This window comes from Pseudotamlana haliotis (genome assembly GCF_008806375.1).
Classification (GTDB): Bacteria; Bacteroidota; Bacteroidia; order Flavobacteriales; family Flavobacteriaceae; genus Pseudotamlana; species Pseudotamlana haliotis.
On the sequence record NZ_WAAT01000050.1, the window covers coordinates 289,210 to 303,036 of the forward strand.

Here is a 13,827-nt window from a genome sequence, read left to right on the forward strand (position 1 = left end):
TGAAAATAATTAATTCAAAAACGTTCTAAGTTTCCTTTCGAACAATTCAGGTTTAAACAGTTTGTAAAGTACTTCAGATTGGGCTTTAAATTTCTTTTCTTCCTGATTGTAAATTTCTGTCTTAAAGTCTTTTAAATGAACACTCTCATGATTTTCGTTTTCAAATAAACTCCAAGTGTTCTTATCAATCCACGGTGAAAAAATAGCAAATGTTTTAATTTGCAAGGCTTTGGCCATGTTTATGGCGCCACCTTCGTTACCTATTAACGCTTCGCAGTGTTTTGTAATGGCTATAAACTGACGTAAACTTTTACCAAATACTTCAAAATATATCTGTTTTTGAGTTTCAGGTGCGCACAATTCATAAATCGCTCTTGCGTCTTTTTCTTGATTTGGTATGTAATTAAAAAGTAATTGAGCTTGCGGTTTTTCTGAAACAACAGTATCAATTACTTGAGCCATATACTCAAACGGATAAGTTTTATTGTCACCGCTTCCTAAAACGCTAATCATGAATAAAGGCCGGGTTAAGTTAATGCCGTTTTCTTCTAAAAACTGTTTACTATTGCTAAGCTCTTCTTCTGTTAAATATATTTTCGGACTAATGCTAGAGGTTATAATACCTAAAGGTTGTAACAGTTGCAACCGGTGTGTAATGGCTAAATTACCATCATGAGCTTTATTTTCTCTCTTTATATTATAATCATATAAAAAAGTACTGTAAGCTTTATGATATGAGATTTTAGTTTTGGCTTTAGAAAATGCCGAAATGATATTACTGGAGATTTTTGAATAGACATCAATAAGCACATCATATTGCTCACTTTGTAAGCGTTTAGCAAATTGAAATAAGGCTTTTTTACTTGATTCCTCTTGTTTAGTAAAAAAGATAAATTGATCTATAAACGGATTGTTCTCTACAACAGGGTAGGTGTGCTCGTTAATTAGGTAGTGTAATTGAGCCTTTGGATATTTATGACGAAGTGCTTCAAACAGAATACTGCTTGTAAGCACGTCGCCAATCATTTTTTGTTGAATAACAAGTATTTTCAAACGCTTCGATTGATTATACTGCTACACTATGCTCACGAAGGGCATCGTTAAGCGATGTTTTCTTGTTAGTACTTTCTTTGCGCTTTCCAATAATTAAAGCACAAGGTACATTATAAGTTCCAGAAGGGAATTCTTTAGCATAGCTTCCAGGGATTACTACAGAACGTGCAGGTACTACACCTTTATATTCTACAGGTTCATCACCAGTAACATCAATAATTTTAGTACTCATAGTTAGTGTGACACCGGCACCTAAAACCGCTTCAGTTTCTACACGAACACCTTCAACTACAATACATCTACTTCCTATAAAAGCATTATCCTCAATAACCACAGGAGCAGCTTGTAATGGCTCTAAAACACCACCAATACCAACACCACCAGATAAGTGTACGTTTTTACCAATTTGCGCACAGCTTCCAACAGTCGCCCAAGTATCAACCATTGTACCTTCATCAACATAGGCACCAATGTTTACATAACTAGGCATTAAAATAGTTCCTGCAGAAATATAAGCACCATGACGCGCAACAGCATGAGGTACTACACGAATGCCTTTTTCAGCATAACCTGTTTTTAACGGAATTTTGTCATGAAATTCTAATGGACCACATTCAATAGTTTCCATTTTTTGAATTGGGAAATATAAAACAACACCTTTTTTAACCCATTCGTTAACTTGCCATCCGCCTTCTACAGGTTCTGCAACACGTAATTCGCCTGCGTCTAATAAATCGACAACTTTTCTAATTGCCGCGATTGTCTTCTCGTCACTTAAAAGCGCTCTATCATTCCAAGCGTTTTCTATGATTTGTTGTAATTCTTTCATTAGTATAATTATTTTGAGCAAATATACTAGCTATCATTTAAAAAAAGGGAAGGATTTTAGCAAATTAATAGATATGTTTTGCTTGAAATTGTTTTTTTTATGAATCTCATATTTTTTAATGCAATACATCGGTTTTTAAGAGTTGAATTTTAGTTTTTAAGAAAATTTTAGTAATTTTACTTCGTTGATCGATGAAAAATTGTGTTTTAACGAACAGTAAATAGCCTATTTGTAAACGTTATAGCTCTCAAATTTTATTTTTTTTTACTTATTTTTTTACATTTAGAATCGATTCCAAATCTTAATTTCAAGTAATCATTTAATCAGAAACCAATGAAAAACAATTTTTACTTCATTTTAATATTATTATGTTTTGGTTCCGTTGTTAATGCCCAAAATTCAGAAGCAATCGAAAGTGTTATCTCAAAAGTAGCTATATCGGAGTTGCAACCAGTGCAATATGCGGCAAACCAACTTAAGTCAAGAAACATCATACTAAAAGATGAATTAAAAATTGAAACCAGTATAGTACGTTTAGAAAGTGATATTAGAATGTATTATAAACGTCAGAAAAAAATTAGCAATATTAGCCTTGTGTTTCCTAAAATGAATTTAGAGGCTTTAGCTTATAATATATTAGATTAAAAAATATAATTGTATTTATAATTAAAGAAAAGGCTGCTCGGTTGAGTAGCCTTTCTTTTTTGTAGTATTTTTGCAAAAAAGAAAAATATGGCGCGTATTCTAGCATTAGATTTTGGAACCAAACGAACGGGTGTTGCAGTAACCGATACATTACAAATTATTGCTTCAGGGTTAACTACGGTCAATACCAAAGAATTATTGACTTTCCTTAAAGATTACACTCAAAAAGAAGAGGTCGAACTTTTTTTGGTGGGTGAGCCTAAGCAAATGGATAATACGGCTTCAGAAAGTGAGGCTTATATTATTCCTTTCCTCTCTAAATTAGAAAAAGCTTTCCCTAAAATTCCAATAAAACGCGTTGATGAGCGTTTTACTTCAAAAATGGCTTTTCAAACGATGATTGATAGTGGTTTAAGTAAGAAACAACGCCAAAATAAAGCCCTAATTGATGAAATTAGTGCCACTATTATTTTACAAGATTATCTACATTCTAAATAGTTTTGCATGAAATTTCACGTTTAAAAGGACTTTTTTAGAGGCTTTTTCATGAATAAATCCTGTTAAATGCAAAACATATTTAATAAGAGTTGTATTTTTGCAAACCTTAATAAAAACACAGTATGATTTTACCTATTGTAGCCTATGGCGATCCTGTTTTAAAAAAAATAGCGAAAGACATCTCTAAAGATTATCCGAAATTTGATGATCTCCTTGAAAACATGTTTGAAACCATGTATAACGCTTATGGTGTTGGTTTAGCGGCACCACAAATAGGGCTTCCAATTCGATTATTTATTATTGATACCACACCTTTTTCAGAAGATGAAGATTTATCTGAAGAAGAACAAAAAGTGTTAAACGGGTTTAGACGTGTGTTTATTAATGCTAAAATTGTTGAAGAAACAGGTGATGAGTGGGCGTTTAATGAAGGCTGTTTGAGTATTCCAGATGTTAGGGAAGATGTTTTTAGAAAACCAAACATCGTTATGGAGTATTTAGATGAAAATTTTGAACCTCAAAAAGAAGCTTTTGATGGTTTGGTCGCTCGTGTTATTCAACATGAATACGATCATATTGATGGTGTTTTATTCACAGATAAGCTATCTAGCTTAAAGAAAAGATTAATAAAAGGAAAGCTGACAAATATCTCAAAAGGGAAGATAAATGTAGATTATAGAATGCGCTTCCCTGATCAAAAAAAGAAACGATAATTTTTGCAAAGCATCAATAAACATTTGATATTTGCGACCTTTAAAAAGTAAAATATGAGTTTAGAAAAAGTTATATCAATTTCAGGTAAACCAGGATTGTATAAGTTAATCACCCAAACACGCGGTGGGTTTGTAGCAGAATCTCTAGTAGATAACAAGCGTATTTCTGTAAGCGTACAGAATAACGTGAGTGTTTTAAGTGAAATTGCTATCTATACCCTAACGGAAGAAGTGCCATTAGCACAGGTTTTTGAGAGTATTAAGCAGAAAGAAAACGGTGAACAAACTTCGGTAAAACCTAAAGATAGCAAGGATAAACTTGAGGAGTATTTCTTCGGAATTTTACCTGAATACGATGAAGATCGTGTTTATGCTAGTGATATTAAGAAAGTGATCCAATGGTATAATTTACTGCAACAGCACAATTTATTAGATAATTTAGTTGAAGATGAAGCTGCTGAGTCTACTGAAGAAGAAAAATAATAACAAATTATATTTTTATAAAAAGCCTCCTCATCAGGAGGTTTTTTTATGCCTTTTCATTAATTTGTTTTGCTTGATTAGTACCAATTATGATTTAAAAGGAGCACTAAATAATTTGGAATATATTGCATTCATATGAAATACAAAATCAAAGCATAGCAGCGCTACGGTTTTATTTTTTATTGAAATATGAGTTTAATAGAAACAAATTATAGAGCTTATTTTAGCTTATAATTGGTATAAAACAACATGATTGTAATTAGAACTTATGAAATCAAATTTGAATTTTAAAAATATAATTTTTGTTATCTTCATTGTGGTAATGCTCGTTCCGCAAACGCGCAAGCCTATTCAAATTTGGCTAAACAAAGGGCTTGCTTTATTTAGTCCGTCAACCATAGACGAAAACGAGCAACAAGTTTTAACCGATTACCATTGGGTGTTGAAATCAACTTCAGGAGGGCTTGTTAACTTAGAAAATTATAAAGGCCAAGTGATTTTAGTTAATTTTTGGGCCACTTGGTGTCCGCCATGTATTGCTGAAATGCCTAGTATGCAAGCTTTATATAAGGATTATAAAGACAAAGTAACGTTTGTGTTTGTCTCTAATGAATCACCAGCCGACGTTCAGAAATTTTTAAATGAAAAAGGATACACTTTTGAAAGCTATAGGCCAACAACAGCAAGTCCAGAAGTTTTTGACGTGACAAGTATTCCTAGAACCTTTTTAATAGATAAATCTGGGCATGTGATTATTGATAAAACTGGAGCAGCCAATTGGAGTAGTAAGGAGGTTAGAAAAACTCTAGATGAAATATTAGGGGAGGAAATTTAAGGAGATAAATTAAAGTGCGCACGAGAAGATTCGAACTTCCACATCCTAAACGGATACTGGCCCCTCAAGCCAGCGCGTCTACCAATTCCGCCACGTGCGCTTAATTTAGTCCGCAAATATACAGAAGTTTTGAATGTTTGTTCTTATTGTTTTTAATTTTTTGTAGAATTTTGATTGAAATATATCTTTTAGATTTATCAGACTTTTATTTTTATGAGTCAGCCATGTTCTCGACTGCTCGATCATCGAAAATTTTCTAGACACAAATTACAATGATTTCTACTGATTTTCACCTAGTTCATTTTGCAACTCAGCGGCTTTGTGAGAAATTTTTTCTTTTCATAAAAAAGGCTAAACAATTAGAGGTTTTCTATTTGTTTAGCCTTTTACAGTTTATTAAGAAACTTGCTTTCTAAATACTTATTTATGTTTGTTTAACTCATCTTGCAATTGACGACGCACTTTTTGCTCGCGCTCTAAGGCCGAACGACGGTGTTCTTCAAATTCTTCTTCAATTTCAGATAAATTGTGCTTGGCTTCTTTGGTTACTGCATTACTGTTATTGTACTTGTAAATGAAGAAAAGTAAAAGTGCTAAAAGCGCTCCAATGATAGACCACATGAGTATATTGTAGTTTGACTTTCCTAGTTGTAAACCAAACAAAGACATGTTGTCTTTTTCAAGGTTGGTTTGATCTAAATCAATTTGGGTGCTGTTTAATTTTTCTTTTAGACCTGAAATTTCTTGTTCTTGATTACTCACTACATTTTGAGTGGCCACTAAATCCTTTCTAACGGCACTTAAAGAATCTAAAGTGTGAGACTTTAAGGTGTATAGCCAAGCTTTTTTTACAACTTTATAATCTTGGTATTTGTTTGATTTCTGAATAATATATTCAAATTGACTGTCAATTGTTCCGCTGTTTAAGGATAATTTATCATCGTCATCATTTGATTGGGAGAAAGATTGGCTTGCTAATAGGCAGGTGAAAATGATTAAAACTGATGATTTGAAAAGTTTCATTTGTGGCATGTTGTTTAGTAATTTTTCTAATTTTTGCAATTTATAAAATAATGTTTACTAATAAATAGTAAATACTTAAAAAGCCTCAACAAGTGAGGCTGGTATAAATACGAGTTAAAACTTAATTTAGATTATAATCTTTTAATAATATGTATAACGTCTTACCTTGGCAATATATTTTGCAAGTCTAACAACTTGATGGCTATATCCATATTCATTGTCGTACCATATATACAGGATGATGTTTTTACCATCTTTTCTAACAATGCTGGCTTTACTATCAAAAATAGCTGGGGCCGAACAACCTACAATATCGCTTGACACGAGTTCATCGCTTAGTTCGTATTTTATTTGTTCTACCAAATCACCTTCAAGGGCATATTTTTTAATAATGCTATTGACATCATCTACGGTAGTTTGAGTTTCAATTTCTAAATTTAATATCGCTAAAGAACCATTAGGTACTGGTACTCGAATGGCATTAGAGGTAAGTTTTCCTTCTAAGCTAGGAAGCGCTTTCGCGACGGCACTTCCTGCACCAGTTTCTGTAATGACCATGTTTAAGGCTGCTGCGCGTCCGCGACGGTACTTTTTATGGAAATTATCAACAAGGTTTTGGTCGTTAGTATAAGCATGAATGGTTTCCAGATGTCCGCTTTTTACGCTAAAAGAGTCTTCAATAACTTTTAAAATAGGGGTGATAGCATTCGTGGTGCATGAGGCAGCTGAAAAGATATCGATTTCATCGGGATTATAGTCTTTATGGTTGACGCCATGAACAATATTAGGAACTTCTTTTCCTGGAGCGGTGAGTAGTACCTTATGAATGCCTTTAGATTGAAGGTGTTTACTTAAAGCTGTTTTATCTCTAAAGGCGCCGGTGTTGTCAATAACTAAGGCGTTGTTGATATGGTATTTTGTATAATCGATGGTGTCTGGTGAATCGGCAGAAATAATATGTACGGTCGTTCCATTGATGATAAGGGCTTCGTTTTGTACATCAACAGAAACGGTTCCAGGAAAATCACCATGAACCGAATCATTACGTAACATGGCGGCACGTTTTTCAAGTATTTTAGCATCTATAGTGCCTCGAGTAACAATGGCTCTTAAGCGCAACTGACTTCCTTTACCTGTGCGCAGCATGAGTTCACGAGCTACAAGACGACCAATGCGACCAAAACCGTATAAAACGACATCTTTAGGTTTTATATTTCCGTTTTTATGAGCATCTTTCAGTTTGCCTAACACAAACGATTTAGCACTAGTAGATGCATCGGCTTCCATATGAAATTCATAGGTGAGTTTACCAATATCAAGTTTCGCTGGTGGAACGTCTAAAGCGTTAATAGCTTCAGCTATTTCTACGGTGTCAAAAATAGCTATGGGTTTTTGAACAAATTTTCCAGCGTACTCATGAAGGCTTAAAATTTGACTTACATTTCGGTCTATCAATTGGTTTCTAAAAAGGACCAATTCAATAGATTTATCATACCATAGGTCGCTTACAATTTTAATAAAGGCAACGGTGGCTTTTCTGCGATCGGCTTGGAATGCTAATTCCTTCTCGTAATTTTTATTCGTAGTCATACCTTAAAAGTTGTTTAGTTGGGTATTAGAAAACCACAATTTGAGTGGTTTCCTTAAAAAGGTATGACAAAAAAATAACCCTTCAAAATTTAGTCGATTATGAAGGGTTATTTGCTTTATAGCGTAAATATTTTATCTGAAATTAAAACGTTCACGCTCACCATTGGTGTTTATGAGCTCGATACGTAAGGACTCATAAGGCGATCTTTGTTTTAAAATTCTTTGAACATCCTCAATGGTGTTCACTGTTATATCATTAATAGTGGTGATGATACTACCTTCAGAAATACCGTTGTTTTTCCAGTAATTGGCATATTCTTCATCTAATTGAATGATTTTAACCCCATTTTTTAAGTTGAAGGGTTTCAAATCTGATTTAGAAGTATTTTTAAGGCGCCCTACTAAAGGCATATTATAAGTGTCGTTTTTAGCCAAAGTTACAGCAACTCTTTCCGTAGAACCATCTCTTAAAAGTTTTAAATGCACGATATCACCCGGACGTTTAGCGCTTAAATGTCCTGTTAAATCTGAAAATTTTGAAACTTTAATATGGTCAATTTCCTTGATGATATCACCTTTTTGAAGTCCAGCATTATCAGCTCCAGAACCTTCAACCACACCATCAATATAAACACCTTCGGTTTCTTCGATACCAATTTTTCCAGCCACTTCACTATTTAAAGCGCCGCCTTGAATCCCTAAAATACCGTTTTGAACATTGCCGTATTCAAGAATATCTTCAATAACTTTTCTTGCAATATTACTAGGTACAGCAAAAGAGTAGCCAATATAAGAACCTGTTTGTGATGAAATAGCTGTGTTAATACCAACCAATTCACCGTTAGTATTTACCAGTGCACCACCAGAATTCCCAGGATTTACGGCAGCATCGGTTTGAATGAAAGATTGCGTGCTTGCACCAGAAAGATCTCTAGATTTTGCACTCACAATTCCAGCGGTTACCGTTGATGTTAAATTAAAAGGATTACCTACGGCTAAAACCCAATCACCAATTTTCACATTATCTGAATCAGCAAATGTCACAAAAGGTAGTACTTCTTCAGCGTCAATTTTTAATAGGGCAATGTCGTTTTTAGAATCGGCGCCTACCAATTCTGCAGTATAAGTTTTGTTATTATTCATGGTTACAGAAAGCTCTTGAGCGTTCTTAATCACGTGGTTGTTGGTAATAATATAACCATCAGCATTAATAATAACGCCCGAGCCAGTACCTACTTGGGTGCGTGGTGTGCTTCTTCCGTAGAAAAAATCTTGGAAAGTCATTTGTCCAGAACTTAAGGTCACGTTTTTAACGTGAACTACTGCATTAACGGTGTTTTCCGCGGCATGCGTGAGATTAGGAACCACATAGGCATCATAAGTATTATTAACTTTTGTGGTAGGAATAGAAACGGGTTGAGTTTGGGTCGTTGTTACTAAATCTGAAGGGGTATCTTCTACGAAAATTTTGTAAGCGCTCAAGGTAAAAACACCACCTAAAGCCGAAACGAGTACCATTGATAAAATCTTCTTCATAATTTCGTTTAAGTATTATTTTAAATTTATTTGTTAATGTAAAGTTTTTGACTTTCAGTTCGTTTCGTGTATGTAACGAAAAAGAAAACCATTAATTTTGATTAAAATTAATTATTTAATGAATTTTGAATTCAACTTTAACTGCGATTTAACAATCAAAAAAACCGTATAAAATCATATCTTTGCGGCCTATTATGCAACAGACTTTTTATAAATACCAAGGAACAGGAAACGATTTTGTGATGATTGATAATCGTCAACAAACATTCGACAAAAATAATACCAAACAGGTGGCTTTTTTATGTGACCGACGTTTTGGCATAGGGGCAGACGGACTTATTTTATTAGAAAATCATCCCGATTATGACTTTAAAATGGTCTATTACAATGCCGACGGCAATGAAAGTACCATGTGTGGTAATGGCGGACGATGTTTAGTGGCTTTTGCTAAACAAATGGGGGTAATTACGGATAAAGCCATTTTTGAAGCCATTGATGGTTTACATCATGCTACGATTGAAAATGGTATCGTGCATTTACAAATGCTAGATGTTGATGTGGTTGAAAAATACGAAAACCATGTGTTTTTAAATACAGGTTCTCCTCACCATGTGCAGTTTGAATCGCAAATTGAAGATTTTGATATTAAAACTAAAGGGGCTGGTATTCGTTACGGTGCACCTTATAATGAAGCGGGTACAAATGTGAATTTTGTTCAAAAAGTTTCAGATGCAGTTTTTAGAGTAAGAACTTATGAGCGCGGTGTTGAAGACGAAACCTTATCTTGCGGAACTGGAGTAACAGCTGTGGCTATAGCGATGCATGCCACTGGTGAAACTCAGGATAATCATGTGACTTTAAATGTTGAAGGCGGTAAACTTGAGGTGCGTTTTAATGCTGAAAATGGCGTTTACAATGATGTTTGGTTAATAGGACCGGCAACTTATGTTTTTGAAGGAACAATATGATCACTTTAAAAGGGGATACCGTTTACTTACGTGCCTTGGAGCCTGAAGATTTGGACTTTATTCATGACATTGAAAATGATGAATCCATTTGGGAATTGAGCTGTACGCAAACCCCTTATTCAAAATATCTTATTAAACAATACCTAGAAAACGCCCATATAGACATTTATGAGGCTAAACAATTACGTTTAGTGATTTCAAATTATAAAGATGAAGCGCTAGGTTTGATTGATTTGTTTGATTTTGATTTTAAAAACAAACGCGCTGGCGTTGGTATTTTAGTTAAAAAGCCAAATCATAGATCGAAAGGTTTTGGTAGTGAAGCTTTAGAATTACTTATCGATTATTGTTTTACACAATTAGATTTACACCAGTTATTTTGTAATATTTCAGAAGATAACGAAGCCAGTATAAAATTATTTACCAATCAGGGGTTTGAGAACATCGGACTTAAAAAAGATTGGACTTTTATACATGGCGCTTATAAAAACGAATACTTATTTCAACTTATTAATAATTAAATGTACATAAAAAAGATACTTCTTACTATTGTTGGTTTAGGGCTGGTTGCCGCTGCTTTTTTTGCAAATTTTGTTTATAAAGCCATGCTAAAGCCCAATACGGCTTTTAATAACGAATCGGCTTATGTTTTCATTCCTTCAGGTGCAAACTATCAAGAGGTGAGAGCGCAATTAGAACCTTTATTGGTTGATATTGATGCTTTTGATGATTTAGCCAAACAGAAAAAATACATGGCTAACGTTAAAGCTGGTCGTTATGAGATAAAAAAAGGCATGAATAATAACGATATTATTAATTCGATAAGAAGCAAAAACCTGCCTATTCGTTTGTCGTTCAACAATCAAGAAAGTCTTGAAAAATTAGCAGGACGCGTGTCTGAACAAATTGAAGCTGATAGTTTGTCTTTAATAGAGGCCATGAAAGATTCTGAATTTTTAAAGCAGAATGATTTTAGTACGGCTACGGCTTTAGGAATGTATGTACCTAATAGTTATGAGTTCTTTTGGAATACTTCAGCAGAAGGCTTTAGAGAAAGAATGCTTAAAGAGTATAAAGCCTTTTGGAACCCATCACGACGTAAAAAGGCAAAAGACATTAATTTAAGTGTTGATCAGGTCATCGCTTTGGCCTCTATTGTTCATGAAGAATCTAAACAAGCTTCAGAGCTTCCTAGAGTGGCAGGCGTTTATATGAACCGCATAAGAGTTGGCATGCCTTTACAAGCAGACCCTACGCTTAAATATGCCGCTTATCAACTTCCAGAATATAAGGATACCGTGATTAAACGTGTTTTAAATGTACATAAGGAAATTGATTCACCATACAATACTTATATTCATCGTGGTTTGCCACCAGGATTAATTGCTATGCCTGATATTACGGCTATAGATGCTGTTCTTAATTACGAAAAGCACGATTACTTTTACTTTGTAGCTGATGCGAAACGTTTAGGCTTTCATAAATTCTCTAAAACACTAGCCCAACACAATAGATATGCTGCCGAATATTGGCGCTATTTATCTTCTCAGGGTATCAGAAAATAGGAATACAACTTTCATTTTTTTTCATTGATCAGATTAAAATCATCCATTTTAATCTAATGCAACGTATAAGACATTTAAATAGGAGTAGGGTGTTACTATGACACCCTATGTCGTATGTTTTTCTTCTTTTTGGTGGTAAATTTACATATAATTTGAAGCCGATTAGTTGCTAATTGACGTTTAAAAGTGATTTTAGATGGGTGAAATGCAGTTTTCGGACTAATAATTGCGCTATTGGCACGAGGTTTGCCATGTGAAATCATTGAAATTGAAGGATGGTTGTTTTAGTGCCATGAGTACTAAATGACCTACGTATTGAATCGTTTAATTTATATAATTCAATATGTTTTTTATTTGTAAAACATTGTTTTTTAGTTGATTATAAGTTTTAATTATAATCAATGTTTTATGAAAAAGAGGTTTTTAGTAACGATTAATAATTATTAATTGATTGAATTTAATGCTAAAAACTTAAGAAAAAAGAGTGTATTTCGTCTATTGTTCAATAAAATGAAACACTTAAACGAAAAGTTTTGAGGTTGTTAATAAAAAGATTAATTTTGCAGGCTCAAATTTCAAGGGTGGTTTTTTTATGAAAACCACGCCAAAAAAATTTAAAATTATGGTAAAAAATATTGGAAGTTTAGGAGTAATCGCACTTACAATATCAACACTATTGTATTTTTCGTTTCAAACAAACGAAACTTTTGATTCTAGTAAATATTCTACTGAGGGTTTAGATTTAGATTATACTGTCAGTTTAGATGTTATAGATGAAAGTACGGCTCCAGAAAAATACGATGAAGAAATTTTTACACCGTATTTAGGAAAATCTTTTGTTGGTTTTAAAGAGGCTTTAGCTTTTAAAGAATCACGAGGAAAATATTCAGTGGTGAATACTTATGGGTATTTAGGTAAGTATCAATTTGGTAAAGGGACATTAAAATTAATAGGGGTTCATAATCCCGATGAATTTTTAAATAGCCCGAGATTACAGGAAAATGCTTTTATTGCGAATACAGCGCGTAACAAATGGATTTTAAGACGTGATATCAAGAACTTCGTTGGAAAACGTGTGAATGGTGTTTTAGTTACAGAATCTGGTATTTTAGCTGCTGCGCACTTAGCGGGTCCTGGAAGTGTAAAAAAATATTTAAGAAGTTACGGTATTGATAACTTTTCAGATGGCTACGGAACAACAGTTGGTCACTATATGAAACGTTTTTCAGGTTACGATACCTCATTTATTAAACCTAATAAAAAAGCAAAGGCGATTTAAAAAGCGCTTAGTTTTTATGAATTATAAATATGGTAGGTCTTTTATGAAGGTCTACCTTATTTTTTTTCCATTGTTCTGCAGTTTGAGTTTTAATGAATTCAGTAGGCAGTGTAATGTCGCAAGCCACGCATACATGAGTGTTACGTTCTAAAATAGTGGCTAAATCTTCAACCATTTTGTTATTGCGGTAAGGTGTCTCAATAAACAATTGAGATTGGTTGTGCTCAAAAGATAAGCGCTCTAAACGTTTAATTTCACTTTTTCGCTGTGCTTTGTCAATAGGAAGGTAGCCGTTAAAAGCAAAACTTTGTCCGTTCATGCCTGAACTCATAATAGCCATCAATATAGATGAAGGTCCTACTAAAGGAATTACTTTAATATTGTTGTCATGAGCTATTTTAACTACATCTGCACCAGGGTCGGCTACGCCAGGACAACCTGCTTCCGATAGTAAACCTACAGAAACACCCTCTTCACAAGGCTTTAAAAAACTAGGAAGTTCGCTTATATCTGTGTGTTTATTAAGTAGAAATAACTTTAATGAAGGTTGTGATTTTCCCGGACAGATTTTCTTAATAAATCGTCGTGCTGTTTTCTCGTTTTCTACTATAAATGTGTCCGTTTGCTCTATGATATTTTTTACCGTTATAGGAAGTACTTCCATCGGGTCGTTCTCGCCTAGAGTTGTTGGAATTAAATAGAGTTTACCGGGTATCATCTTGTTAAGGAGTTAAGTGAGTTGTGTAGTGGTTAAGTAGTTAAGTAGTGGAGGAGTTAAGGAGTTAAGTGGGGGGCACTTCGCTAGCTCAG

General features: G+C 33.9%; 15 protein-coding genes and 1 tRNA gene. 9 read left to right on the forward strand and 7 right to left on the reverse strand.

Annotated features, from left to right (window positions below; translation table 11 throughout):
* Positions 1-9: 9 nt before the first annotated feature.
* Together F6U93_RS12555 and F6U93_RS12560 are read right to left on the reverse strand one after the other, a co-directional pair.
* Positions 10-1,053 (reverse strand): glycosyltransferase family 9 protein, encoded by a 1,044-nt coding sequence (locus F6U93_RS12555; RefSeq protein ID WP_150940346.1) that lies wholly within the window; start codon positions 1,051-1,053, stop codon positions 10-12.
* Between the two features lie 13 nt (positions 1,054-1,066).
* Positions 1,067-1,882 (reverse strand): 2,3,4,5-tetrahydropyridine-2,6-dicarboxylate N-succinyltransferase, encoded by an 816-nt coding sequence (locus tag F6U93_RS12560; RefSeq protein WP_150940348.1) that lies wholly within the window; start codon positions 1,880-1,882, stop codon positions 1,067-1,069.
* Positions 1,883-2,215: 333 nt separating this feature from the next.
* Between F6U93_RS12560 and F6U93_RS12565 the strand changes: the two genes are divergently transcribed.
* From F6U93_RS12565 to F6U93_RS12585, 5 genes are all read left to right on the forward strand, one after another.
* Positions 2,216-2,527: a hypothetical protein gene (locus tag F6U93_RS12565; RefSeq protein ID WP_150940351.1), complete on the forward strand. Its 312-nt coding sequence runs from the start codon at positions 2,216-2,218 to the stop codon at positions 2,525-2,527.
* Between the two features lie 87 nt (positions 2,528-2,614).
* Positions 2,615-3,025 (forward strand): Holliday junction resolvase RuvX, encoded by a 411-nt coding sequence (ruvX, locus tag F6U93_RS12570; RefSeq protein ID WP_150940353.1) that lies wholly within the window; start codon positions 2,615-2,617, stop codon positions 3,023-3,025.
* Between the two features lie 122 nt (positions 3,026-3,147).
* Positions 3,148-3,738 carry a peptide deformylase gene (gene def, locus F6U93_RS12575; protein WP_150940355.1) on the forward strand — a complete coding sequence of 197 codons (591 nt, stop codon included), beginning with the start codon at positions 3,148-3,150 and terminating at the stop codon, positions 3,736-3,738.
* A 54-nt stretch (positions 3,739-3,792) separates the two neighbouring features.
* A complete protein-coding gene (locus F6U93_RS12580) occupies positions 3,793-4,221 on the forward strand; it encodes a DUF5606 family protein (RefSeq protein ID WP_150940357.1) in 429 nt (142 codons plus the stop codon).
* A gap of 268 nt (positions 4,222-4,489) precedes the next feature.
* Positions 4,490-5,056, forward strand: a complete 567-nt coding sequence (locus F6U93_RS12585; RefSeq protein ID WP_225312692.1) for a TlpA family protein disulfide reductase — start codon at positions 4,490-4,492, stop codon at positions 5,054-5,056.
* 15 nt (positions 5,057-5,071) lie between these two features.
* Here the strand turns inward: F6U93_RS12585 and F6U93_RS12590 are convergent.
* The 4 genes from F6U93_RS12590 to F6U93_RS12605 form a co-directional block, all read right to left on the reverse strand.
* Positions 5,072-5,156: transfer RNA gene (locus tag F6U93_RS12590), tRNA-Leu, on the reverse strand.
* 320 nt (positions 5,157-5,476) lie between these two features.
* On the reverse strand, positions 5,477-6,079 hold the full coding sequence (locus tag F6U93_RS12595; RefSeq protein WP_150940359.1) for a tRNA (guanine-N1)-methyltransferase: 603 nt from the start codon (positions 6,077-6,079) through the stop codon (positions 5,477-5,479).
* A 141-nt stretch (positions 6,080-6,220) separates the two neighbouring features.
* Positions 6,221-7,669, reverse strand: coding sequence for a glyceraldehyde-3-phosphate dehydrogenase (locus F6U93_RS12600; RefSeq protein WP_150940361.1), 1,449 nt, complete (start codon positions 7,667-7,669; stop codon positions 6,221-6,223).
* 132 nt (positions 7,670-7,801) lie between these two features.
* On the reverse strand, positions 7,802-9,205 hold the full coding sequence (locus tag F6U93_RS12605; protein WP_150940363.1) for a trypsin-like peptidase domain-containing protein: 1,404 nt from the start codon (positions 9,203-9,205) through the stop codon (positions 7,802-7,804).
* Between the two features lie 194 nt (positions 9,206-9,399).
* Here F6U93_RS12605 and dapF point away from each other — a divergent pair, with 194 nt between their 5' ends.
* From dapF to F6U93_RS12625, 4 genes are all read left to right on the forward strand, one after another.
* Positions 9,400-10,173 (forward strand): diaminopimelate epimerase, encoded by a 774-nt coding sequence (dapF, locus tag F6U93_RS12610; protein WP_150940365.1) that lies wholly within the window; start codon positions 9,400-9,402, stop codon positions 10,171-10,173.
* Positions 10,170-10,694 (forward strand): GNAT family N-acetyltransferase, encoded by a 525-nt coding sequence (locus F6U93_RS12615; RefSeq protein ID WP_150940367.1) that lies wholly within the window; start codon positions 10,170-10,172, stop codon positions 10,692-10,694. The genes dapF and F6U93_RS12615 overlap by 4 nt, the downstream gene beginning before the upstream one ends.
* Complete coding sequence (gene mltG, locus F6U93_RS12620; RefSeq protein WP_150940369.1) at positions 10,695-11,738, forward strand: endolytic transglycosylase MltG; 1,044 nt, start codon at positions 10,695-10,697, stop codon at positions 11,736-11,738.
* Between the two features lie 622 nt (positions 11,739-12,360).
* Positions 12,361-13,017 (forward strand): peptidoglycan-binding protein LysM, encoded by a 657-nt coding sequence (locus tag F6U93_RS12625; protein WP_150940371.1) that lies wholly within the window; start codon positions 12,361-12,363, stop codon positions 13,015-13,017.
* Between the two features lie 7 nt (positions 13,018-13,024).
* Here F6U93_RS12625 and F6U93_RS12630 read toward each other — a convergent pair whose 3' ends face one another.
* Positions 13,025-13,735, reverse strand: a complete 711-nt coding sequence (locus F6U93_RS12630) for an SAM-dependent methyltransferase (protein ID WP_150940373.1) — start codon at positions 13,733-13,735, stop codon at positions 13,025-13,027.
* Positions 13,736-13,827: the final 92 nt, after the last annotated feature.